This is a genomic window from Paraliobacillus sp. JSM ZJ581 (assembly GCF_044383835.1).
Classification (GTDB): Bacteria; Bacillota; Bacilli; order Bacillales; family Amphibacillaceae; genus Paraliobacillus.
Genome location: NZ_JBISEP010000005.1, coordinates 94590 through 116187, shown reverse-complemented (window position 1 = coordinate 116187; position 21598 = coordinate 94590). Strand labels below are relative to the sequence as shown.

General features: G+C 36.1%; 27 protein-coding genes. 5 read left to right on the top strand and 22 right to left on the bottom strand.

What is annotated here, in order from left to right; genetic code table 11:
- Nucleotides 1-18: 18 nt before the first annotated feature.
- A complete protein-coding gene (gene argH / locus ACH6CY_RS05085; protein WP_374066187.1) occupies nucleotides 19-1449 on the bottom strand; it encodes an argininosuccinate lyase in 1431 nt (476 codons plus the stop codon).
- Nucleotides 1446-2705 (bottom strand): argininosuccinate synthase, encoded by a 1260-nt coding sequence (locus ACH6CY_RS05080; RefSeq protein ID WP_374066186.1) that lies wholly within the window; start codon nucleotides 2703-2705, stop codon nucleotides 1446-1448. Before ACH6CY_RS05080 ends, argH begins: the two co-directional genes overlap by 4 nt.
- 279 nt (nucleotides 2706-2984) lie before the next feature.
- Here ACH6CY_RS05080 and ACH6CY_RS05075 point away from each other — a divergent pair, with 279 nt between their 5' ends.
- Nucleotides 2985-3896: a DUF4349 domain-containing protein gene (locus tag ACH6CY_RS05075; RefSeq protein WP_374066185.1), complete on the top strand. Its 912-nt coding sequence runs from the start codon at nucleotides 2985-2987 to the stop codon at nucleotides 3894-3896.
- 102 nt (nucleotides 3897-3998) lie between these two features.
- Here the strand turns inward: ACH6CY_RS05075 and ACH6CY_RS05070 are convergent, their stop codons facing one another.
- From ACH6CY_RS05070 to ACH6CY_RS05035, 8 genes are all read right to left on the bottom strand, one after another.
- Nucleotides 3999-4616, bottom strand: coding sequence for an NUDIX hydrolase (locus ACH6CY_RS05070; protein WP_374066183.1), 618 nt, complete (start codon nucleotides 4614-4616; stop codon nucleotides 3999-4001).
- 25 nt (nucleotides 4617-4641) lie between these two features.
- Nucleotides 4642-5145 carry a GNAT family N-acetyltransferase gene (locus tag ACH6CY_RS05065; RefSeq protein ID WP_374066182.1) on the bottom strand — a complete coding sequence of 168 codons (504 nt, stop codon included), beginning with the start codon at nucleotides 5143-5145 and terminating at the stop codon, nucleotides 4642-4644.
- Nucleotides 5146-5265: 120 nt separating this feature from the next.
- The gene (gene ddlA, locus ACH6CY_RS05060; protein WP_374066181.1) at nucleotides 5266-6369 is read right to left on the bottom strand and encodes a D-alanine--D-alanine ligase; all 1104 of its coding nucleotides are present in this window, start codon (nucleotides 6367-6369) and stop codon (nucleotides 5266-5268) included.
- Nucleotides 6370-6472: 103 nt separating this feature from the next.
- Entirely contained in the window at nucleotides 6473-7141 is a 669-nt protein-coding gene (locus ACH6CY_RS05055; protein ID WP_374066179.1) for an ABC-2 transporter permease, read from the bottom strand.
- 18 nt (nucleotides 7142-7159) lie between these two features.
- Nucleotides 7160-7780, bottom strand: coding sequence for an ABC-2 transporter permease (locus tag ACH6CY_RS05050; RefSeq protein WP_374066178.1), 621 nt, complete (start codon nucleotides 7778-7780; stop codon nucleotides 7160-7162).
- 2 nt (nucleotides 7781-7782) lie between these two features.
- The gene (locus ACH6CY_RS05045) at nucleotides 7783-8640 is read right to left on the bottom strand and encodes an ABC transporter ATP-binding protein (protein ID WP_374066177.1); all 858 of its coding nucleotides are present in this window, start codon (nucleotides 8638-8640) and stop codon (nucleotides 7783-7785) included.
- Between the two features lie 18 nt (nucleotides 8641-8658).
- A complete protein-coding gene (locus ACH6CY_RS05040) occupies nucleotides 8659-9027 on the bottom strand; it encodes a GntR family transcriptional regulator (protein ID WP_374066176.1) in 369 nt (122 codons plus the stop codon).
- Nucleotides 9028-9163: 136 nt separating this feature from the next.
- Nucleotides 9164-9700, bottom strand: a complete 537-nt coding sequence (locus tag ACH6CY_RS05035; protein WP_374066175.1) for a CueP family metal-binding protein — start codon at nucleotides 9698-9700, stop codon at nucleotides 9164-9166.
- A gap of 245 nt (nucleotides 9701-9945) precedes the next feature.
- Here ACH6CY_RS05035 and ACH6CY_RS05030 point away from each other — a divergent pair, with 245 nt between their 5' ends.
- Nucleotides 9946-10728 carry a carbon-nitrogen family hydrolase gene (locus ACH6CY_RS05030; protein ID WP_374066174.1) on the top strand — a complete coding sequence of 261 codons (783 nt, stop codon included), beginning with the start codon at nucleotides 9946-9948 and terminating at the stop codon, nucleotides 10726-10728.
- A gap of 38 nt (nucleotides 10729-10766) precedes the next feature.
- Here the strand turns inward: ACH6CY_RS05030 and ACH6CY_RS05025 are convergent, their stop codons facing one another.
- The 9 genes from ACH6CY_RS05025 to ACH6CY_RS04985 all read right to left on the bottom strand — a co-directional run bounded on the left by ACH6CY_RS05025 (nucleotide 10767) and on the right by ACH6CY_RS04985 (nucleotide 18018).
- Entirely contained in the window at nucleotides 10767-11192 is a 426-nt protein-coding gene (locus tag ACH6CY_RS05025) for a DUF4064 domain-containing protein (protein ID WP_374066173.1), read from the bottom strand.
- Nucleotides 11193-11208: 16 nt separating this feature from the next.
- Nucleotides 11209-12156 carry an ABC transporter permease gene (locus ACH6CY_RS05020; protein ID WP_374066172.1) on the bottom strand — a complete coding sequence of 316 codons (948 nt, stop codon included), beginning with the start codon at nucleotides 12154-12156 and terminating at the stop codon, nucleotides 11209-11211.
- Nucleotides 12149-13066 (bottom strand): ABC transporter ATP-binding protein, encoded by a 918-nt coding sequence (locus ACH6CY_RS05015; protein WP_374066171.1) that lies wholly within the window; start codon nucleotides 13064-13066, stop codon nucleotides 12149-12151. The genes ACH6CY_RS05020 and ACH6CY_RS05015 overlap by 8 nt, the downstream gene beginning before the upstream one ends.
- A 143-nt stretch (nucleotides 13067-13209) precedes the next feature.
- Entirely contained in the window at nucleotides 13210-14013 is an 804-nt protein-coding gene (gene thiD / locus ACH6CY_RS05010; RefSeq protein ID WP_374066170.1) for a bifunctional hydroxymethylpyrimidine kinase/phosphomethylpyrimidine kinase, read from the bottom strand.
- A gap of 25 nt (nucleotides 14014-14038) precedes the next feature.
- Nucleotides 14039-14524 carry a DUF456 domain-containing protein gene (locus ACH6CY_RS05005; protein ID WP_374066169.1) on the bottom strand — a complete coding sequence of 162 codons (486 nt, stop codon included), beginning with the start codon at nucleotides 14522-14524 and terminating at the stop codon, nucleotides 14039-14041.
- A gap of 298 nt (nucleotides 14525-14822) precedes the next feature.
- On the bottom strand, nucleotides 14823-15563 hold the full coding sequence (locus ACH6CY_RS05000) for a M23 family metallopeptidase (RefSeq protein WP_374066168.1): 741 nt from the start codon (nucleotides 15561-15563) through the stop codon (nucleotides 14823-14825).
- A gap of 169 nt (nucleotides 15564-15732) precedes the next feature.
- A complete protein-coding gene (locus ACH6CY_RS04995; protein WP_374066167.1) occupies nucleotides 15733-16257 on the bottom strand; it encodes a type 1 glutamine amidotransferase domain-containing protein in 525 nt (174 codons plus the stop codon).
- A 37-nt stretch (nucleotides 16258-16294) separates the two neighbouring features.
- Nucleotides 16295-17005, bottom strand: a complete 711-nt coding sequence (locus ACH6CY_RS04990) for a nucleotidyltransferase domain-containing protein (RefSeq protein WP_374066166.1) — start codon at nucleotides 17003-17005, stop codon at nucleotides 16295-16297.
- Between the two features lie 2 nt (nucleotides 17006-17007).
- Entirely contained in the window at nucleotides 17008-18018 is a 1011-nt protein-coding gene (locus tag ACH6CY_RS04985) for a GNAT family N-acetyltransferase (RefSeq protein WP_374066165.1), read from the bottom strand.
- 262 nt (nucleotides 18019-18280) lie between these two features.
- Here ACH6CY_RS04985 and ACH6CY_RS04980 point away from each other — a divergent pair, with 262 nt between their 5' ends.
- From ACH6CY_RS04980 to ACH6CY_RS04970, 3 genes are all read left to right on the top strand, one after another.
- Nucleotides 18281-18523: a hypothetical protein gene (locus ACH6CY_RS04980; protein WP_374066164.1), complete on the top strand. Its 243-nt coding sequence runs from the start codon at nucleotides 18281-18283 to the stop codon at nucleotides 18521-18523.
- A gap of 59 nt (nucleotides 18524-18582) precedes the next feature.
- On the top strand, nucleotides 18583-18687 hold the full coding sequence (locus ACH6CY_RS04975) for a PspC domain-containing protein (RefSeq protein WP_374066163.1): 105 nt from the start codon (nucleotides 18583-18585) through the stop codon (nucleotides 18685-18687).
- Between the two features lie 148 nt (nucleotides 18688-18835).
- Nucleotides 18836-19240, top strand: coding sequence for an HIT family protein (locus tag ACH6CY_RS04970; RefSeq protein WP_374066162.1), 405 nt, complete (start codon nucleotides 18836-18838; stop codon nucleotides 19238-19240).
- A gap of 87 nt (nucleotides 19241-19327) precedes the next feature.
- On the opposite strand, the gene thiE is transcribed toward ACH6CY_RS04970, so the two are convergent.
- From thiE to thiD (ACH6CY_RS04955), 3 genes are read right to left on the bottom strand one after another with little or no spacing between them, the layout of a single operon-like run.
- Nucleotides 19328-19957 carry a thiamine phosphate synthase gene (gene thiE / locus ACH6CY_RS04965; RefSeq protein ID WP_374066161.1) on the bottom strand — a complete coding sequence of 210 codons (630 nt, stop codon included), beginning with the start codon at nucleotides 19955-19957 and terminating at the stop codon, nucleotides 19328-19330.
- Nucleotides 19958-19960: 3 nt separating this feature from the next.
- Nucleotides 19961-20764, bottom strand: a complete 804-nt coding sequence (gene thiM, locus ACH6CY_RS04960) for a hydroxyethylthiazole kinase (protein ID WP_374066160.1) — start codon at nucleotides 20762-20764, stop codon at nucleotides 19961-19963.
- Nucleotides 20742-21581 carry a bifunctional hydroxymethylpyrimidine kinase/phosphomethylpyrimidine kinase gene (thiD, locus tag ACH6CY_RS04955; RefSeq protein ID WP_374066159.1) on the bottom strand — a complete coding sequence of 280 codons (840 nt, stop codon included), beginning with the start codon at nucleotides 21579-21581 and terminating at the stop codon, nucleotides 20742-20744. The genes thiM and thiD (ACH6CY_RS04955) overlap by 23 nt, the downstream gene beginning before the upstream one ends.
- Between the last annotated feature and the right edge of the window lie 17 nt (nucleotides 21582-21598).

Sequence of the window (21598 nt, the reverse complement as noted above, 5' to 3'; positions counted from 1 at the left end):
TTTGAATGGAAGCGTCTGTTATTTATCGAGAGTTAATTTTCGCAGGATGGTTGACTTCTCTTTTAACCAAGTATTATTTTTCTCAAACAGTTCCTCTGCTTGTTTGAGCTGTTCTTCCACTCGATTTCTCGCAGTTCCTCCTGCTACATTTCGCGCATTTACTACTGATTTTGGTGCTAACACATTATAAATATCTGTTTCAATCGCTTCCGAAAATTGTTGAAATTCATCTAGTGTTAGATCAAGCAAATATTTTTGTTGCTCGATACTATAAAGCACGGTTTGCCCAACAATCGCATGTGCTTCTCGAAAAGGTATATTTTTTCCTACCAAATAATCCGCTAAGTCAGTTGCATTGGAATAATCCTTTGCAACAGCTTCGTACATCTTTTCTTTTTTTACATGCATTGTTTCAATCATCGGTGCAAACAATGCTAGTGCACCCTTCAATGTCTCAACCGTATCAAACATTCCTTCCTTATCCTCTTGCATATCTTTGTTATAAGCAAGAGGCAATCCTTTTAATGTCGTTAACATGCCCATCAAGTGACCAACGACACGCCCCGTCTTTCCACGAACTAATTCTGGCACATCTGGATTTTTCTTTTGAGGCATCATGCTACTTCCTGTACAAAAAGCATCGTCTAATTCGATGAAATCAAACTCAACACTAGACCATTGCACTAGTTCTTCAGATAAACGTGACAAGTGAGTAGCAATCAATGAAGCATCAGCTAAAAATTCAACAACAAAATCACGGTCGCTTACTGAGTCCAAGCTATTTTCAGTGACACCATCAAAAGCTAAGATTTTGGCTACATCATGACGATCAATTGCAAAAGAAGTACCGGCTAATGCACCTGCACCTAACGGAGAACGATTGACACGTTTCCAGCTGTCAATAATACGTTCAATGTCGCGTTGGAACATAAATACATAAGCCATCATATGATGTGCAAATAACACAGGCTGTGCACGTTGCAAATGCGTATAGCCTGGCAATACGGTATCTAGATTCTGCTCTGCTTGTGTATATAATGCTTGCTGCAAATCGCCTAATAACTCGGCGTTCATTATTAATGCATTACGCAAATACAATCTCATATCTAGAGTCACCTGATCATTTCGACTTCGACCCGTATGCAATTTTCCGCCAACAGCTCCAACTTCATCAATTAGCAGTTTCTCAATATTCATATGAATATCTTCATTCGCTTCGGTTAATTCTACTTCTTCTTTTGCAATTTTTTCTGCGACTACCTTTAATCCTTTAGCAATCGTATCAGCATCTGCTTGTGAAATAATCTCGCATTTGGCAAGCATAGATACGTGGGCGAGACTACCTTGTATATCAAAAGCGGCTAACTTTTGATCAAATCGAATGGATGCTGTATATTCATCAACTAATTGATTCGTTGGTTTGGTAAATCGTCCACCCCATAGTTTCATTGCTTAATCGCTTCCTTTACATCTATCGTTGTTTTTGTAATCGATGTTTTCTTTTGTTGTTGTGCACCTGTAACTGTTTCGTGCACTTGAGTTGGCAATCCCCACAGTTTAATAAAGCCTAATGCTGCGTCATGATCAAATGCATCACCTTTCGTATAAGTGGCAAGATCCATATCATATAAAGAATGTTTTGACTTACGCCCAACCACTTGTGCATGGCCTTTATATAATTTTACTTTTACTGTTCCTGATACATACGTTTGTGTTTCTTTAATAAAAGCTTGTAATGCACTAGTTAATGGGGAATACCATAAACCGTCATAAATCGTTTGTGCTAATTTTTGTTCGATGGTCGGCTTAAATTGCGCTACTTCCCGAGGTAATGTCAAAGCTTCAAGCTCTTGATGTGCTGCAATCAATGTTAAAGCAGCTGGTGCTTCATAAATTTCACGTGATTTAATACCTACTAATCTATTTTCAACGTGATCAATACGTCCAACACCATGTTTTCCTGCAATTTTGTTTAGCTTTAAAATCAACTCTTCAAACGGGTACGCCTTGTCATCAATAGATACTGGCTTCCCTTGTTCAAAAGCGATTTGAATTGTTTCTGGCGTATCCGGCGCATCAATTGGATCTGTAGTTAAATCAAATGCATCTTTTGGCGCTTCTGCCCAAGGATCTTCTAAAATACCACACTCATTACTACGTCCCCATAGATTTTCATCAACACTATAAGGGCTTTCCAATCCAACTGGAACAGGAATACCATTTTCTTCTGCATAAGCAATCTCTTCATCTCTTGTCATCTTCCATTCACGAACTGGCGCAACAATTTTTAATGATGGATTCAGTGCAGTAAACGCTACGTCAAACCGAACCTGGTCATTTCCCTTCCCTGTACAACCATGCGCTACTGCAACTGCTCCTTCTTTTTCCGCAATATCAACTAAAACTTTAGCAATTAACGGACGAGATAAGGCAGAAATAAGCGGATACTTTTGTTCATACAATAAATTCGCTTGTAAGGCCGGTAGTACATATTCTTCTGAAAACAATGCCTTCGCATCAACGGAATAAGATTTAATCGCACCAACATCTAATGCTTTCTTTTTTACAAATTCTAAATCTTTTCCTTCTCCTACATCCAGCCCCACTGCAATCACATCATAATTGTACTGATCTTGAAGCCATTTAATTGCAACGGATGTATCTAACCCACCAGAGTATGCTAATACTACTTTTTCCTTCGTCATATATAACCTCTCCTAACATTTTATATATTTATTAATTAACGTTTCCATTTGTTTGTATGAATTATTATGCACTAATAAGTATATTAATTCAAGTTATTTATTAGAATTTTTATAATTTTTTTATTATTGATATAATTAAAATGTTATATTAAATATATATAATCGTACGTATAAATAAGAAGTACATATGCATTGTTTAATATTTATGCAATGTTGAAAATTTATTTAGCTATTAGCGACTATAATAACAAGAAACTTTTTAAAAAGGAGGGTAATAACATGTACAAAAAGTTAAAATTATTGGTTGTATTGTTGTTTGTCTTTATATTATTTGCCTGTAGTAGCAATGAGGGCACTATAGATGAAGCAGATTATTCAAACGAAGTAGCAATTGAGGATAAGTCTATGGGTGAAGAGCTAGCAACTAATTCAGAAAAAGAAATAACAAATGAAACAAGTGAGCAAGTTGAACAAAAGGACGGAGAAGAACTTCCCAAAGGTGCGGAGACGGATCGAAAAATTATTTATCATGCAAATGTTAGTTTAGAAGTAAAGGATTTTCAAGGTACGGTTGAGCGTTTAGAGAAAGAAATTAATGGAGCGGGCGGTTACATTGTATCCTCAGACTCCTATCAAATAGAGAAGAATATACACGAAGGAACGATTACTGCACGAATCCCACAAGAGCAATTTGAAGACTTTATTAATATGGTAGAGAAAAGCGACATGAAGGTTACTCAAAAAAATATCTCTGGAGAAGATGTGACCGAACAATATGTTGATCTAGAATCAAGATTAAAATCCAAACAAGTCGTTGAAAAAAGACTACTTGCCTTTATCGAGCAAGCAGAAAAGACAGAAGATTTATTAAAAATTTCTAATGACCTTGCCAACGTTCAAGAAGAGATCGAGCAAATCACTGGAAAAATGAACTATTTAAACAATAAATCAGATTTTGCTACGGTGTCTTTGCATATTCAAGAAAGCCGTGTTGATATTGTTCAAGATGGGGATTTAAACACAGGGGAAAAAGTAAAAGAACAAATGAAGCGAAGTGTTAATTTCTTGTTATCAGTTGGATCAGGTATGATTGTATTTTTAGTCGGTAACTTACCTATTCTTATTATTATCGCTATTGCTGGTGGAATTGGTTATTTTGTATGGAAGCGACAAAAGAAACAACAAAAATGAATTAAATAAATTATATTCGTCCCACTCCAATGCTTTAGATAGAGTGGGTTTTTTTATTAGAATTTATTTCGGATCAAACGGAACTTCTATTAAAAGCACAATTTAATCAAACATCGGCTGTTTGGTTGGGTCTTTCATAAAATCAAACATCATCTTTATTTGTGCTTCGGTGTTCCGTTTTAGTGATAGGTTTGGTAAGTTATTTTCAGAGAAAAATTGCACACCATTTGTTTCTACACCAGTTTGTGTGTCACCACCTACTATGTCGCAATAGATAAATAGTTTATAAAAATGATAGGGATCAGGTGGATGGTCATGTTTATTTTTATCTAAAACAGCTAGTAGTCTACTAGGCTCAATAGTTAGACCAGCTTCTTCCTTAACTTCTTTTCTTAAGTTGTCAGAAGCGGATGAGCCTATTTCACAGAATCCACCAGGTAAAGCCCATGTATTATCAGATTTTTCCTTCACTAATAATAATTGATCATGTTTAAATACAGCAGCTCGAACATCTACTTTTGGCGTAGGGTAGCCTGTCTCATTTGTAAATAATTCAGTTATCTTATCTGTTTTCACCTCAGTATATTCATGCATAATTTCCACACTTAAATCACTTAATTCTTGATACCGTTCTTTATCGAAAACATCTTTTGAAAAAGTTAATCCAGCTTGAGCAATTGCTTGCATCCTTTTTGCCCAATCAAGCCATTTTCCGCTCATGTAAACACCTCTCTACTGACTTTTTTTAAGAATCATCACTCCAACCATAAGCTACTTCTGTTAATGGTTTTCCACCGATATTTATTTCCTCTTCATCTACCTTTTTCCCGTCAATTGCTTGGTAAAAACCTACCGAAGGATTATCTGCTAATACCCAAATGAGCACACCATTTAATTTTTGTTCCTTTAGGTTTGCTGTTACATGTTGAATTAACTTTTTTCCGATTCCGCTCTTTTGATACGATTGAAGTAAATAGATCGCGTAAACTTCCCCTTGATAGGATGAATAATCTCCTGTCCGCTCTTTTCCGCCATTAGCAAAACCAACAATTTGACCGCGTTCGTTCTCTACAACGTAAACCTTAGTCCTGCTAGCAAGTATCTTTTTCCAAAGCGCTTCCTTTTCATCATACGATAATTGATCTAAATAAGATTTCGGTACAATATCCTGATACGTCTGTTGCCAGCTGTCTACGTGCACCTTTGCTATTGCTGCGTAATCTTCTGCTGCCGCAACTCTAATGTTCATTTTATGTCCCCCTTGTTTATAATTCAATTGTGTTCCGCCGATATATTTCTGTGCTCATCTCCCAAAACAGATATGAAAAGAGACCAAATCGCTTCTTGATTTGATCTCTTACTATTAATATTAGTCGTCTAGAACTGTATTCTTCAGCTGATTATTTCGTTCGTGACGTTCGATCGCCAACGTAATTAAACGATCAATTAGCTCTGGATACGGTATTCCGCTTATATCCCACAGTCTTGGGTACATGCTGATTTTCGTAAATCCCGGAAGTGTATTGACTTCATTTACGACTAGCTCTCCATTCTCCTGTAAGAAAAAGTCCACACGAGCCATTCCTTCACAATCTAACGTTTGGAATACATCTACCGCTGCTTCTTGTACTTTTTTGGTTAACGCTTCAGACAAATCAGCTGGTGCTGCAAGTTCTGCGCCTGTTTCATCAATATATTTTGATTCATAGGAATAGAAATCAGTCTGTGGTAAAATTTCTCCTGGTAAAGAGGCAATCGGACCTTCATTCCCAAGTACGGCACATTCAATTTCTCGACCAATAATTGCTTCTTCTACTAAAACTTTATGGTCGTATTGAAATGCATCTTTCATTCCTTCGTAAAATTCTTCCTCATCACGTACTTTGCTAACTCCTACAGATGAGCCTTGATTTGCAGGTTTAATAAACATTGGTAAACCTAACGCTGCTTTTACTTCTTCAAAATTGATCTTATCTTGCTTACTTTTTCTAAAAGTCATTCCTTTAGCAACTGAGATTCCTGCACCTTGTAGCAATCGTTTCGCAACATCTTTATCCATACTCACAGCAGAGCCTAACACATCTGTTCCGACAAATGGAAGGTTAGCTATACGCATCATTCCTTGGATACTACCATCTTCACCAAGCGTTCCATGGACAATTGGAAAAATAACATCTACTTGATCAAGCGGATTTGTATTTGACACATTTACTAATTGCGCCTCTGCCTCACCAGGAACAACCGCTACTTGCTGATTGCTTTTATTTAATTGAATTAACTTTGGATTTTCTTCATTTAATAAATAAGAGGATGGATCATTGATGTGCCATTTCCCTTGTTTATCTATCCCTAATAAAACAACTTCATATTTCGATTTATCGATTGCATCGACAATATTTTTTGCTGATTGGAGTGAAACCTCATGCTCAGCAGATTTACCACCGAAAACAATTCCAACTTTAATCTTTGCCATTTTTATGCTCCTTCTTTCTTAACTCACTTCAGAAATTGCTTATATTTAAGATACCACATTGCAGCTTGTTTTGAGAAAGATTTTTAAAGAAAAATCTTCACTATTATGAGTGACGCTTGAGAATCTGCTCAGTCAGCAACATAGAAAATCCATATAATAATAATGCGACAATTATACTCACGCTTGGTGAAAACGGCATAATCATTTCCAGCCAATCAGAGATTCCATAAGTTATTCTTTCGAGAAAATCATATTGCGTTTGTTTTTCAGCGAATTGACCAGACTGGTTAATAGCAAAAATCCACAACACGAACCAGATAAACAATAATACTTCCAATAATAGTTTTTTTTGAAAGAAATAGAATATTGGTAAGCTAATACTTAAAACAAGCATTACAATAACAAATGCATAAATAAAATCTTCCATTCGAAATGGAAAGACAAATACAAAAGCACCTTTTCCTCTAGGGACAGTTGCCCACATGTTCATTAACCTTAACAGTGTCATAAATAGCACAACAGAAACAAGTAAAAAAGCATATCTACTATAAACCATCTTTTTTGCACTTATAGGTAAACTCTTTATAAAAATATTTATACGATTATTTTTATCTTCTCTAAAGATAGAAAAGCAAAATAATATAATGAAACAAACAATAAATAAAACCGTTTGCCCTATGGCACCAAAGAGAAATATAGCAGCGAACATCGCTAAAAATAGCTTATACATAATGAAGAAATCTTTTTTCCATAACATCAGTATTGTTTGCAAGCAAATTACCTCCTATCATTAAAGCACTACTTTTTTCTCCACTATTTGTTTTGAACATATATAAGACACAACAAACGAAGCAACGCAAACCGTACTTAATCCAATAAGTTTACCTTGATCTTGCACAAAATAATCTACTAGAAAATTTCGATTTGAAGCGGATAGAATTATACAAATAAAAAGGGTAAGTGAAACAACGATTCTAGCTTCAATTGTTTCTGGTTTAAAACGAAACAACAATGGGATAAATATACTTGCTAGCATGACAATAAATAACGCGTAAACAAACACATGTGATCCAATCTCTTGTATAGTAAATCTATCAGGAGAAAAAATATGCAGTAATTCATATCCACCCCACATTGTTAAACCTAGCAAAGTAATATAGAGTACGATAAATACATAATAAAGAAGTACATAAACCGATCTTGAAATTGGTAAGCTTAATACAAATCGTTGAGCTTTAAATTTTTCTTGCTTTTCTGCAACCGAATAAAACATAAGTAAGTTTACAAGCAACGACAAAACATATGGTGAAGTATTTAAATAATGCAAAACGAAAAATAGCAATATATTCAGCAAAAATAAAGGCATGAGTGTTTTCCAGTACAAACCGATGACTAACTGAAAATATTTCACAGCTACCACGACCCCTTTTTACCTTTCATCAGATACATCATATCTTCTAAAGATGGTTTTTCAACTACCATCTCTTGATTGTCCGCAGTAAGCGTTGTACTGATCCCTTGAAACAACCCTATAAATCCTTGCCCTGTTTCACGTAATCCCAAAAACGCTTCACGTCCAATCACAGCAAGTTGTTCCTGCGTCCCTTTTATTAAGTGAAACTCCTCTTCTATCTCCGTCATACTTTTTTGTAGTTTAATCCGTCCATGATCGATAAACACAATATGATCAGCTAACCGGTCCAAGTCGTTTGTAATGTGCGTTGAGAAGAAAATCGTTCGTTCCGAATCAAGCATAAGTTCTTGTAATAAATCCATCAGCTCTCGCCTGAAAACGGGATCTAATCCTGCTGTTGGTTCATCCATAATAAGTAGCTCTGGATCGTGCGCTAATGCAAAAAGCAGTGATGTTTTCATCTTCATCCCTTTTGAAAATGTTTTTAGTTTTTGCTTCATTGGTAATTCAAATGCCCTACGATAACGTTCGAACAGTGCATCATTCCATGACTCATACAGTGGTGCAATGAATTTATGCATATGGCTAATGGTGAAATTTTCATACATATACAATTCATCATAAACGAAACCAATTCTCTGCTTCGTTTCTGGATTTGTATTTGATGATCCAAAAATTTTAATTTCTCCTTGTTTTGGTCGAATCACATCCATTATCATTTGAATCGTTGTTGTCTTTCCGCTACCATTTTGACCAATAAATCCAGTCACGTAGCCTTTTGGTATGGAAAAATTCAAATCCTTTATCCAAAATTGATCCAACTTATCAGAAACATTCCTCACTTCAATAACATCCATTTGAAAGCCTCCATTCTCTTAATCAAAAAATAGATCTATTCGTTCAATAATCGCTTGCTTTGTTAAGCCGATTTGCTTGGCTCTTTCAATGATCTGTTCCAACTCATTTTCCAGTTCTCGTATTTGTCGTTCTTTTAAAACATGTGGTTGTTGGCCTGCAACAAACGTTCCTTTCCCTATAGAAGAAATAAGAAATCCTTCTTTTTCTAAATCCTCATAAGCACGCTTTGTTGTAATGACACTTACTTGCAATTGTTTAGCAAGTAACCTTATTGAAGGAAGTGCTTCTCCTTCTTTTAATGCTTCTTGATAAATTTGTTGTTTGATTTGTTCTTTTATTTGTTGAAATAGCGGTTCTTTACTCGTGTTAGACAGAAGGATATTCATACATATCACCTCACTGTTTATATTGTATATATATTATATATACAATATAAACAGTTCTAATATATTTGTCAATATAAAACAAATAAAAAACAGCCCAGTATTTATCTACTGAACTGTTCTAACACATTGCCTTACATTAAGCTAATTGCATCGTTGTGATACACGTATTATCTCCTTCAAATGTAGAGATACTTGCAGTCGTGTTTTTGCCATCATAACTTATCGTTACGTCATATTTTTTGTCGCGTGGCAACCATAAGTCAACAAAACCATTTGCTTGTGCTTGCATCGTCGCATCTACCATCGTATTCCCTTCCTCATCTTCTATAAAAATATCAAATGATTCATTTGCTAATTCACCCTGACAACCTGTTAAACTATGAACCGCACAAGGATGTGTTTTATGAACATAAGGTGCAATAGAAACAAAAAATTCATCACTTGGTAGTTGATATGTTGTTTCGTTGTTATCATTATTTGTAACAATTAATTGATCAGAAGTTATTGAAGCCGCTTCCTCAATCGTTTGATTACTACTATAATCTGCAACTAATTGTTTGACATCCACTTGTTCTATTGCTTCCTCTTTATCCTCTATATCCATGTATATATAAACACCTATGCCAATAACAAAAATCGCTGCAACAAACAAGATCATTCGAATTTGTTTCATTTTAATCCCCTTTCTTGTATTATCCATCCATTTATTATTCTTCCTTTTTATTCTACCATTTCATCTGTGAAAATACTGTGACAAGTTTTAAAAAAGTAAAATTGTAATATAATTGTAATAGTTTACCTATCCACTCGTACGTTACGTAATCAGTGTGAAAGACAACAGCACACGCTTCCGATTGACAACGCTTACTCACCATGGGATAATACACCCTTACATAGATATGAGGAGCTGATTTTCTAATGAATCTACGAATCGCATTATTTCAAATCAATATTGTATTTGGGAATCCTGAAGAAAATAAAACGAAAATTGAACAACATTTCAAAACGATCGATTCTGCTGTCGATATCGTTGTTCTTCCTGAATTATGGACTACCGGATACGATTTAAATCGACTTGATGAATTTGCTGATACAAACGCTAAAGATTCCATTGCATTTTTGACACAATTAGCTACGACCTATCATGTAAATATAGTAGGTGGATCTGTAGCCAAACGAACGGCTAAAGGGGTAACTAATACGATGTTAGTTATTAATCGCAAAGGGGTGCTCATTTCAGAATATGACAAAGCCCACCTTTTCCGATTAATGAATGAAGAGAGATTTTTACTTGCAGGAAATGATACTGGATTATTCACAATAGAAAATCAACCTAGCGCTGGTGTAATATGCTACGACATCCGTTTCCCAGAATGGATTCGAACACATATGATTAGTGGAGCAAACATGCTCTTTGTTGTTGCTCAATGGCCAATGGTCAGAATGAATCATTGGAAGGCATTATTAACTGCTCGTGCAATAGAAAATCAGTGTTACGTGATTGCTTGTAATCGAGTTGGACAAGATCCTAAACATACATTTGGTGGACATTCAATGATTATTAATCCATGGGGAGAAATCATTAAAGAAGCTGGCGGAGAAGAAGAAATGGTATTTGGTTCAATTAATTTAACAGAGGTAGGTTTGATACGCCAAACTATTCCGATTTTTGATGATCGTCGCCCAGATATATATGAATAATGGGACAGATGGGGATTCACCCCACTGTCCCATTTTGTTTAAAGACTAGCGATTGATTCTTTTGGTTTTCTTACAAGTGACATGATACCTGCAATAAGGTAAAATACCCCTGTAAATGGACTAATTCCTGGCAATACTGTTACAATTGCAACAGAGACAATGAATATGATCCCGGCAGCTTTTGGTTTTTTATTTCCTTTAAGAAAAACCATCGCTACAATACCAGCGATCATTACTGCTAAGGAGACAAGAAGCAACATAACTCCACCAGTGCCCATTGAATCAATAAATGTCTGATAATCTGGCATTTCTATCTCTGGGTTCTGCTCTAATACATCCGAGTATATTTTTTCGACTACCTCTTCATTTCCTTTCATCCAAAGCATTGATCCACCAATAATTGCGGTAATACCATAAACTATCGTACCAATAATTCCAAAGATAACTTCTGCTGTACGTTTCATCTAAACCCTCTCCTTCTTAATGTCCTGCAATGTCTCTTTTTGTAAATGTCCACCAAGTCGCTATGATGAACACTATATAATATACCAATAATACAGTGATTGAGAAAGATAAACTCATCCCATCGAATAATTGTATAGCCCCTTCACGATGTTGACTTAAATCGGTGTTCGCAAACAGAATATACTTTGCCCAGTCGTATTTGGCGATAAATGGAATCACTATGTTCCCAGCAAACATTAGAAAGATCGCAAACCCAATTGCCATACTACTACTTTTAAAAATTGCTGAAATCATCAATGCAAAAGTAGCCATCATAAGTAAGTTCACTACTTTTAATGAATAACCAATACCGATTTCACTTAATAAATTCACTTCTTGATATCCGTTAAAATGGTATACAACAGCAGTTGGAGACATGCCATTCACACCAAATAAAACAGCACCAACCAGCCATGAGAACACAAATAAAAATAGAAGCAGTGTACCTGCAAATAATAATACGGTTGTATATTTAGCAGCTAAGATTTTTACGCGTGAAACTGGCCTAATTAATAAAAGTTTAATGGTTCCCCAATGAAATTCATTCGATAAAATACCAGCTGTAACAATAATTGTGAATAATGTAATAATCATTGTTAAGCCAATATTATCATATACAAACTGCATAGCGCTATAACTTTGTGGTTTAATATCATTTTCTAAATGATATGTATTTTTCTCCACATCTATAAATGCCGCATCTATAGAAGAAGGATTATCCTCTTGCTCTACACTTGCTATTTCTGCCTGTAATTCTTCTCGCCAATTATCATCATATGTTTTTGTAATGGAATCATCCATCGTACGACTGATTAGTCCGCCTGCTACTATCAAAAGTGCTAAAATACTAATCATTATCCATGTTGCTTTTTTTGCATATAATTTCATCTGTTCATTTCTAACTAGCTGTATAAAATTACTCAATGGTATTCTCCCCAATCATAGCCATAAATTTCTCTTCTAAATTCGTTTTATGTGCTTGAACCCCATATATCGATACATCTTCTAAAGCCAATTTCTTTGTCACTTTCGGAATGGTTGCATGATCTAATGACACAATCAATTTTTTATCACTTATTTTAGCATCGATTTCAAATGTTTGTTCAATTATTTCCTTAGCCTGTGCTATCGGCTCTACAAAGAAATGTACTTCTTGTAATGTGGTAGTATCTTGCTCATTTACTTCATTGATTGCAATCAACTCACCATTTTTAATGACACCAATCCGATCACACATTAATTCCATTTCTGCTAATAAATGACTTGATACTATGACCGCAACTTGATCTTCCTCTGCTAATCTTCTAATATAGTGACGAATTTCTTTAATACCAGCAGGATCAAGTCCATTAGTAGGCTCATCTAATATTAAAACAGAAGGGTTATGTAACAAAGCTTGTGCAATGCCTAGACGTTGTCTCATTCCTAGCGAATAGCGTCCTACTTTATCTTTGATCACTTTTTCCAATCCAACTAATTGGATTACCTCATTTATTCGTTCTTCTGTTATACCAGGCATCATGCGAGCATAGTGCACAAGGTTCTTCCATCCGCTCATGAATGGATACATTTCGGGATTCTCAACAATGGCACCTACTTCTCTAATGGCTTCTTTAAAATTTGATTGAATACTCTTTCCTTGAATAATCACATCACCAGAAGTGATTTTCATTAATCCTACCATCATTCGAATGGTAGTTGTTTTCCCAGCACCATTTGGCCCTAAAAAGCCAAAAACTTCCCCAGGATAAATGGAAAAATCTAACCCTTTTATAATATGTTTTTTGCCTATCGTTTTTTCTAAAGCTATTAACTTCATAGCTGGATCTGTCATTCATTTTCATCCTTTCTTTTTCTAAGTCATATATAATTACGGTTATAAACGGAAAATCGTTTCATTTTTAACGATAAATCATACTTTCAGACTACTTCATTACAAAACTATCAATCATTTATTTTACTATGTAATAAATAATATCAGTCTACTCCATAGTTTCTTCTTGCAGCGTGGTTGGTTGATCCAACGCCACGACCAAAGGATAATGCATGACTGATTGCGGCATGAACAAAATTTTTCGCTAATTCCACCGCCTTCTCCATCGTTCTACCTTTAGCTAATTCGGCTGCAATGGCAGAAGCATAACTGCAACCTGCACCACTTGTATGAATCGTGTTCACTCTCGGTTTTTCATAATATGCGAATCTTGCTCCATCAAATAATACATCAATTGCTCTGTCTTCCAATGCACCACCTTTAATCAATACATAATTCGATCCTAATTGAAAAAGTTCTTTCGCAGCTTCTTCCATTTCTTCTACATTACCAATTATTGTTTCTCTGTTCAATAGTTTTCCCGCTTCATATAAATTAGGTGTAATAATTGTTGCCAATGGAATCAACTTTTCCTTTAATACCGCAATCGCATCATCTGCTAAAAGCTGTGACCCCATTTTACCGATCATTACCGGATCTACTATTATCTGCTTAGCAGGACAATCCTGTAGCCAAGTAGAGATTTCCTCAATCAATTCTTTTGAAAAAAGCATACCTGTTTTGACCGTATCCACACCAACATGCTCCAAAGCTGCTTCATATTGTGCTCTTACTATTTCTTTATCATGAATGAAAATTCCTTGTTCTGTTTTACTATTATTCGCTACAAATGCTGTAATTGCAGCCATCCCATACACGTCACATTCCTGAAATGTTTTTAAATCAGCTTGGATACCTGCACTACCTTGAGCAGCAGAGCCCGCAATACTTAATACTCGAGCTTTCATAATAAACCCCTTTCTTCCCCTTATATTACCAAATAACAATAGAGACAAAAAACCATACGATCATCATGAATTGAATCAATATTTTTGCAACGACTCCACCCAAAAAACCAAATAATGACCCAATGGCAGCACGAATAGCTTGCTTACCTGTTCGTTTTTGGATTAATTCAATTAGAATGACTACTACAAAGGGAACAATTAAAATCCCGAACGGTGGAATGATAAATGAACCAACAACCACAGCGACACCAGCTATTCGTTCTCCCCATTTACTGCCACCGTACTTTTTAACAAAATAACCATTTGCAAAAATATCCGATACAATTAGTATAATCGTTAAAATCACCATCGATGACCAAAATATCCAAGTGAAACCGGGATCAAAAGTGAAATAACACAAAATAAAACCTATCCATAACATAAGTGGCGAAGGAATAATTGGATACATAATTCCGACAAAACTTAAGATAAAACTTACAATAATTAAAAGCCACATGATGATATCGAACATACAGGTAACACTCCAATCCATTTTTCAAGTACGTGTAAAAGATCGATAAATTCAGAAGAAAGCAGGCGAGGTGACGAAGATGCCAAGGATCAGAAGAGTATCCCACTATCTAAGAAATAACCGTCCCCTCTTTCCCTTAGTATTTCGAACTAGAATAAACATTCTCCATTGCCAAATTAGAGTGATTAATTCGCACTAACCCAGATAAAAAAACTTTTTCTCATAATGAATCGAATTATGTTTTGACATAAATACTTCTTTTCTATAGTGATGAAAATGATTACATCCATCATTCATTCTAATTTGGACTGACAACCGTACCAGCTCTCGGAAAAGCTTTTTTTACAATAGTTAACTCGCTATTTCTTTTTTTCCACTGATTAAACGCATTAAAATAAAGAGGAACACCCTTTGTATTAAAAAAGTCTGCACTTGTCATCGCTTGAATATGAATATGAGGCTGAGTTGAGTTACCTGAGTTTCCGCAATTTGCAATATGCTCACCTTCTGATACATAATCCCCCTCTTTCACTAAGAGCGAATCCAACTGTAAATGAACGATTGCGATATATACATCCGATTTATTTGACGAGATAATTATATAGTTGCCAGCAACTGCTTCTGGACCTTTACGAATTCTTTCGCTTTGCTTAGCTGCATAAGGTATTAATGTAAGTGGAGAGCGACGTGCTTCATGATCCGGTTCCCCATTATGAATACTAACTACCCTTCCTGAAATAGGTGAAACAATAGGCTTACCAAATGCATAGAAGATTTCAGGTGATTCTGTACCAATAAGTGTCCGCCAACTTACTTTGGGGCTTGTTCTATTCTGTTCATCAACAGCGATAAAGTCGATAGCATACCCTACACCAAACATGTCTGTGCCATGACTTGGGATTTTTTTTGCGGGAGTTGATCCCACCAACCACCTCCCAGTAAAAGGAAGTGAGCCTATTACTTCGGAAACATTACTATTTGATGTATCACTTGACTTATAACCATACATACCGAACACCATCCCTATAATGGTAACCATTAAAATCACCAAGATTTTTTTGGGTAGTATGCTTCACTTTATATCAGAAAAAATATAAAGTGAAGCATACTACCCTTTAAACTTAGGGTTTCTCCTGAAACTAACTAGAGTCCATCAAAAAATATGGAGTTGCCACCAACGACAACTCCATCAAAACCAAGGTGAAAATTTAGTCTTTTGCCAATGTATCAGCAAATGCTTTGACATAAGGTGGTAAATCTGGTGGACGACGACTGGAAATAATGTGACCATCAACAATTACCGCTTCATCATGCCACGTTGCACCTGCATTAGTCATGTCATCCTTGATCCCTGGTGTACTCGTTACTTGCTTTCCTTGTAGAATATTAGCTGAAATCAGTACCCAACCAGCGTGACAAATTTGGCCGATGGGTTTTTTATTTTCATCCATATGTTTAACAAAATCAATCACTTCTGGGTATCTTCTTAACTTATCTGGTGCCCAACCACCTGGTACAAGAATACCATCATAGGAAGCGACATCTACATCTCCAAATGCTTTATCGGATGTTGCAGGTACACCATATTTCCCAACATAGGTTTTATTCGCTTCTTTTCCTACTAAATCTACTGTTGTTCCTTCCTCACGTAGACGAAGTACAGGATACCACAGTTCTAAATCTTCAAAATCATCTTCTACTAATGCAATAATTTTTTTATTAGCAAGACGCATTTTATCCCCTCCTTTGTTTCATTAAACAACCTTATTGTTATTCTTTCCCCAAAGAAAAACCTTCAAACAACCTGCCACCATGTGGTTCTAGCACTTGATCAACTAAATCAATCAGCGGTTGCTTTTCTCCTTTTTTATAAAAATATTCTATTGCATTGATATAACGGTCAGCAAAGCGTTGATCATAGCGTTTCAATTCTCGATAGATCCACTTCGATTCACCAATCCAGCGGTTATTTATTCGTAAATAAAATTCTTGTAATGTAGTTGCTAAACTTAACGCAATACAAACCGCTTCTTCTCGTGCAGTCGCACCAATAAAATCATCAACAAAATCCGTTAATGTATAACGTTGAACCTTAATCGTTTCAGCCGACCAATCTGCAGGGCCTTTTGCAATAATTTCTTTTGCTTCTACTTGCATGACCGATACAATTTCATGATCTCGAATAGCGATACCTTCTGCAACGATCCGAGGTAAAGTAGGCCTACCTATAGCCGCATCCATTGCAAAAAAAGACGGATAGGAAGTGGCATGATGCACAAATACTTCGATTGGCCATCCGAAAGCTACCATCGATTCACGGTAACTATGGTCTATTGTATCATCTATGATGACAATATCTAAATCAGAAGTACTTGTTGCTTCTTTTCGAGCAACACTCCCCCCTAAAATTGCCGCCCTACAATTCGGAAAATATTGATCCACAAACAGTTTTGCCGATTCCAATGCTGATTTTCTCTCCACATTTATTCACCCTTTTGGTATGCTTCAAGCATGATTTGGGTTATTTTATGCAGTGGAGTCGGTAAATTTTCCAATGAAAAATAACGAAGTGCTTTACTTTCCCCATCATTCACCTGTAATTCTCCTGATACATCAGTAGTTTTAAAAAGTGAAATAACATGATACACTTGGTCGCCATTCGGATATTTATCATATAAATGATCACCTGATAAAAATTTTATAAAGCTTAGACTATTCGCACGCAACCCCGTCTCCTCTAACAACTCTCTTTTTGCTGTTTCTTCTAAATTTTCACCAATTTCCATTGCGCCACCCGGCAATCCCCAATCATGTGTATCTGAACGTAGCTGAAGTAATAACTCCTGTTTATCATTGATGACCATTACACCAGCACCAGCCATAATTAATGGTTGTGTCCCAACATAATTACGAAGGGCGAGAATATAATTTTTTGTTGACGCTTTATTTGGCTGCGGTGGCCATTCCTCTGCCAGCATACTATAAATGGCGTGATCAACAAAATAATCAGCTAATTTTTCCGCTTGTCGTATTCGCCCTTCAAACGTAAACCCTAACCTTTCAGGGATCGATCTACTTTTCTGGTTTCTTATTGCCGCTCTAATCTCTACACGGTTCATTGCTAGGTCGTCAAATGCGTGTGTTGTTAGTCCGTGAACAACGCGAGACATAATCCCGTTCCCTTGATAACGTTCCCCTAACCAATAACCAATATGGGCCGTTTTGTTTGTCCAATCAATCAAGTTAAAACCTACTACCCCAACAACGTCACCTTGGTAAATAATTGCTGTCGTCAATGATCTTTTATCTGCATAGCCTTTAATCGTTCCATTGATAAAATATGTTGTATCTTGTACCGTCTTTGTTGCATCCACCCATGGCAACCACTCTCTCAAATAAGCGCGAGATTGATCGGTTAAAGAGAAAATAGCCTCTGCATCTGATCGTTCCAACTTTTTCAATTGTATCTCTTCATCAATTTTATAGGTAAACAATATATGTCATCCTCTCTATTTCTAACGATAGCATATCGCTACAGACCTGAGAATAGAAAAAAGTTATGTATGCTTGTAATTCGTGATTTATTGGTTGCTAGATAGATTAATTCAAGCCTTTCTAGCAGTTCTGTATATAATTACACATCAAAAAGTTCTCATCACCAATTTAACTTATTTAAGGAATATTATGTTAAAATAAAATTAATATAAACGTATATTAAAACAAGGCATTAAATAAAAGGTCAAGGTGGGAAAAACGATGTTTAAAAAACATTATATTGCCATTACGTATGATGTCTGTGAACATAACAATCTATATGAAGATATGAATGAATATATTATTAACCCTTCTACTAACATGTATGACCAAGTAAAAACATTTGCAAAAATAGATATTGCCCCTTTAGTCAAAGTTTATGAATCGTCTACAAAAGATTTTAAAGAGCTACTTTTGTACAAACAATTTGTTTTTAAAGAATATGAATGTAATTGCAATCAGTAGTATTTTTTCTTTTATTAATATTAATAAGTCGTTTTATTTAAATTTGTCTAAAAAGGAGAATGAAAATGCAAAATAAATTACGAAAGTCTTATACAGATAGAGCTATATCTGGCGTTTGTGGCGGTATTGCAGAATTTTTCTGTATATCTCTTCTCTCGGAATAAGAATACTTTTTATCATTTTACCATGGAATTTGCTTATTTATATTATTCTTGCCAACACAATACCTGATAGCCCATCGTCTTTATAAAAGATTGGTGTGGTATCTCAAATAGATCCAAATCTTAAAATAGTTAACGAAGGAGAGTTGCAATGAAAGATTGTTTATTTTGTCATCCCGAATTAGAACCAGCTCAGAACGTGATTATGAGTAATAAATATTGTCTGTTTTTACAGTTGGATCAAGCTAAACAAAAAGGAACTAAACTTGAAGGATCAGGAATAATTGTCCCTAAAAAACATAGAGAAACAGCATTTGATTTAACACGTGAAGAATGGGATGCAACATACACACTCCTTCAAGAGGTGAAAGATTACTTAGATAAAACCTATCAACCGCAAGGATATAACCTTGGTTGGAATTGCGGTGCAGTTGCAGGACAGCACATATTCCACTCGCATTTTCACGTGTTACCTAGATACGAAGATGAACTACTTGCCGGTAAAGGGATTAGATATATATTTAAAAATACTGACGATGACGCTCTTATTAAATAATACTAGTTATAGAAAATCACCAAATTTAAAAACACAGACCTCATTCAGCCTGTGTTTTTACTAACTTCTCACCCAATTATTGATTTTTCACACGTGTAGTTGGCTAGCCGACCTAACAGGATTTTCAGCTAAACTGATAGCTGAAATCACAGATACACCATCCGCTCCAGCAGCTAGAATGGAAGATACGTGAGACGCATTAATGCCTCCAATTGCAACCATTGGCGTGTCACCAATTTTCTCTCTCATTTGTTTCAGCCCCTCTAACCCGATCGGGGTCTTTGCATCTTTCTTCGTACTTGTAGCAAAGACAGGTCCAGCACCTATATAATCAGCACCAGCCTTAGCAGCTTGCTCTGCTTCTATAACATTTGTTGCGGAAACTCCAACAATAAATGAGCTTGGACAACGTTGCTTCACTTCATCAATCGAAGCGTCTTCCTGTCCAACATGTACACCATCTGCCATCACTTCAATAGCAAGTTCTACATCATCATTCACAATAAACGGGACATCGCATTGTTCGCATAATACTTTCATTTTCTCTGCTAATAAGCGTTTGTCCTTGCCAGTTAGCGCCCCTTCTCCCTTTTCTCTAAATTGAAACATCGTAATCCCACCATCTAAGGCGGCTTGCAACACCTTTAGTGGATCTTTATCACCAACATTATTACTCCCCATAATAAAATATACAGCTAAATCTTTCTGCCGAAACATCTTTTATCCCTCACTTAAAATACGATGCGTTATTTTTGCATGTGTTGAAACATCCTCACTCGTTGTTGACGCGAGCGCATCTAAAAATGCAATTTGAAAGCTGCCTGGGTGGTTCACATTTTTTGCGGCTTTTTCCGCAGCGACATTGTAAAAGACAACAGCAGCAGCGGCTGCTTTAACATGATTCTCACCTGTTGCTAGGAATGCTGCAACAACAGAACCTAGTAAACAGCCCGTTCCTGTTACCTTGGTTAATAAAGGTGCACCATTTGATACTTCAAATAAATCTTTACCATCCGTAATCACATCTTTTTCTCCAGTAACCAATACAGGGATTCCTAATTCTTGCTCCGCATGACGTGCAATGGATATGTTATCAAATGAACCCGATGAATCTACTCCTCGAACTTGTGCTTCTAATCCTACTAATTGACTAACTTCTCCAGCATTTCCGCGAATCATCGTTAGTTTTACTTCATTTAAAATTCGTGATGCTACTTGATTGCGATACGGTGTTGCACCTACACCAACTGGATCAAGAACAACTGGAATGCCTTTTTCATTGGCAGCTTTTCCAGCTTCGATCATCACATCAGCTTGGTCCCCCGTTAATGTGCCAATGTTTAATAACAAGGCATCCGCATTTTTTGCCATATCCGCAGCTTCTTCCATTGCGTTAGCCATCACAGGTGAAGCACCTATTGCATACAATCCATTCGCAGTAAAATTTACAACTACTTCGTTCGTAATATTATGAACCAACGGATTTTTCTGACGAACAGCATTAATCAGTGTTGTTAGACTCATTATTATTTCCCCCTTGATTTGGTAGTCCTTGTAATCGATAACCCCAGTGATTCGTTGGACCATTCCCTTTCCCGATGTTTAATGGATAACGAATCGCATCAGTAATAAATTGTTTGCCTAATTTTACTGCTTCCAATGTTGATTTCCCTTTTGCAAGTTCAGCTGTAATGACAGCTGAGAACGTACACCCTGTACCATGTGTATCTTTCGTCTCTATTCGATTGACCGCTAAAAAATGAAATTCCCTATCATAAAATACATCAACTGCTTTTCCATCTAAATGTCCACCTTTAACAACTGCAGATGTTGCACCTAAATCTTCCACAATGACTTTGGCTGCTTTTTTCATATCTTCTTCATTTTTAATGGTAAAACCTACTAAGATTTCAGCTTCTGGAATGTTTGGTGTGACAACCGTTGCTTTAGGTACTAATGTATCTCGAATCACCTTGCGCGAACTCTCTTCCATTAAAGCATCTCCACTAGTAGAAACCATTACTGGATCAATCACATACGGTATACTGTCTGGTGATACATATGTTGCAATAAGCTCCATCATTTCAACTGTAGAAAGCATGCCTGTTTTAATCGCATGAGGTTTGATATCTTGAAAAACAGCATCTAATTGTTTTTCAATAAAATCAATTGGCAGATGATGCACAGCTTGTACCCCTTGTGTGTTTTGTGCAACGGCAGATGTTAGTACACTCATCCCATACACTTCACGTTCTTGAAAAGTTTTTAAATCGGCTTGAATACCAGCACCACCTGTTGGATCCGTCCCCGCAATAGTTAGTGCATGAACAATATTGCTCATTTATTCTCCTCCTCTGC

Excerpts from the sequence above, each read along its gene's own strand:
- argH (WP_374066187.1), bottom strand. The coding sequence starts at position 1,449 with ATGAAACTATGGGGTGGACGATTTACCAAACCAACGAATCAATTAGTT.
- ACH6CY_RS05080 (WP_374066186.1), bottom strand. The coding sequence starts at position 2,705 with ATGACGAAGGAAAAAGTAGTATTAGCATACTCTGGTGGGTTAGATACA.
- ACH6CY_RS05075 (WP_374066185.1), top strand. The coding sequence starts at position 2,985 with ATGTACAAAAAGTTAAAATTATTGGTTGTATTGTTGTTTGTCTTTATA.
- ACH6CY_RS05070 (WP_374066183.1), bottom strand. The coding sequence starts at position 4,616 with ATGAGCGGAAAATGGCTTGATTGGGCAAAAAGGATGCAAGCAATTGCT.
- ACH6CY_RS05065 (WP_374066182.1), bottom strand. The coding sequence starts at position 5,145 with ATGAACATTAGAGTTGCGGCAGCAGAAGATTACGCAGCAATAGCAAAG.
- ddlA (WP_374066181.1), bottom strand. The coding sequence starts at position 6,369 with ATGGCAAAGATTAAAGTTGGAATTGTTTTCGGTGGTAAATCTGCTGAG.
- ACH6CY_RS05045 (WP_374066177.1), bottom strand. The coding sequence starts at position 8,640 with ATGGATGTTATTGAAGTGAGGAATGTTTCTGATAAGTTGGATCAATTT.
- ACH6CY_RS05040 (WP_374066176.1), bottom strand. The coding sequence starts at position 9,027 with ATGAATATCCTTCTGTCTAACACGAGTAAAGAACCGCTATTTCAACAA.
- ACH6CY_RS05035 (WP_374066175.1), bottom strand. The coding sequence starts at position 9,700 with ATGAAACAAATTCGAATGATCTTGTTTGTTGCAGCGATTTTTGTTATT.
- ACH6CY_RS05030 (WP_374066174.1), top strand. The coding sequence starts at position 9,946 with ATGAATCTACGAATCGCATTATTTCAAATCAATATTGTATTTGGGAAT.
- ACH6CY_RS05025 (WP_374066173.1), bottom strand. The coding sequence starts at position 11,192 with ATGAAACGTACAGCAGAAGTTATCTTTGGAATTATTGGTACGATAGTT.
- ACH6CY_RS05015 (WP_374066171.1), bottom strand. The coding sequence starts at position 13,066 with ATGACAGATCCAGCTATGAAGTTAATAGCTTTAGAAAAAACGATAGGC.
- thiD (WP_374066170.1), bottom strand. The coding sequence starts at position 14,013 with ATGAAAGCTCGAGTATTAAGTATTGCGGGCTCTGCTGCTCAAGGTAGT.
- ACH6CY_RS05005 (WP_374066169.1), bottom strand. The coding sequence starts at position 14,524 with ATGTTCGATATCATCATGTGGCTTTTAATTATTGTAAGTTTTATCTTA.
- ACH6CY_RS05000 (WP_374066168.1), bottom strand. The coding sequence starts at position 15,563 with ATGGTTACCATTATAGGGATGGTGTTCGGTATGTATGGTTATAAGTCA.
- ACH6CY_RS04995 (WP_374066167.1), bottom strand. The coding sequence starts at position 16,257 with ATGCGTCTTGCTAATAAAAAAATTATTGCATTAGTAGAAGATGATTTT.
- ACH6CY_RS04980 (WP_374066164.1), top strand. The coding sequence starts at position 18,281 with ATGTTTAAAAAACATTATATTGCCATTACGTATGATGTCTGTGAACAT.
- ACH6CY_RS04975 (WP_374066163.1), top strand. The coding sequence starts at position 18,583 with ATGAAAATGCAAAATAAATTACGAAAGTCTTATACAGATAGAGCTATA.
- ACH6CY_RS04970 (WP_374066162.1), top strand. The coding sequence starts at position 18,836 with ATGAAAGATTGTTTATTTTGTCATCCCGAATTAGAACCAGCTCAGAAC.
- thiE (WP_374066161.1), bottom strand. The coding sequence starts at position 19,957 with ATGTTTCGGCAGAAAGATTTAGCTGTATATTTTATTATGGGGAGTAAT.
- thiM (WP_374066160.1), bottom strand. The coding sequence starts at position 20,764 with ATGAGTCTAACAACACTGATTAATGCTGTTCGTCAGAAAAATCCGTTG.
- thiD (WP_374066159.1), bottom strand. The coding sequence starts at position 21,581 with ATGAGCAATATTGTTCATGCACTAACTATTGCGGGGACGGATCCAACA.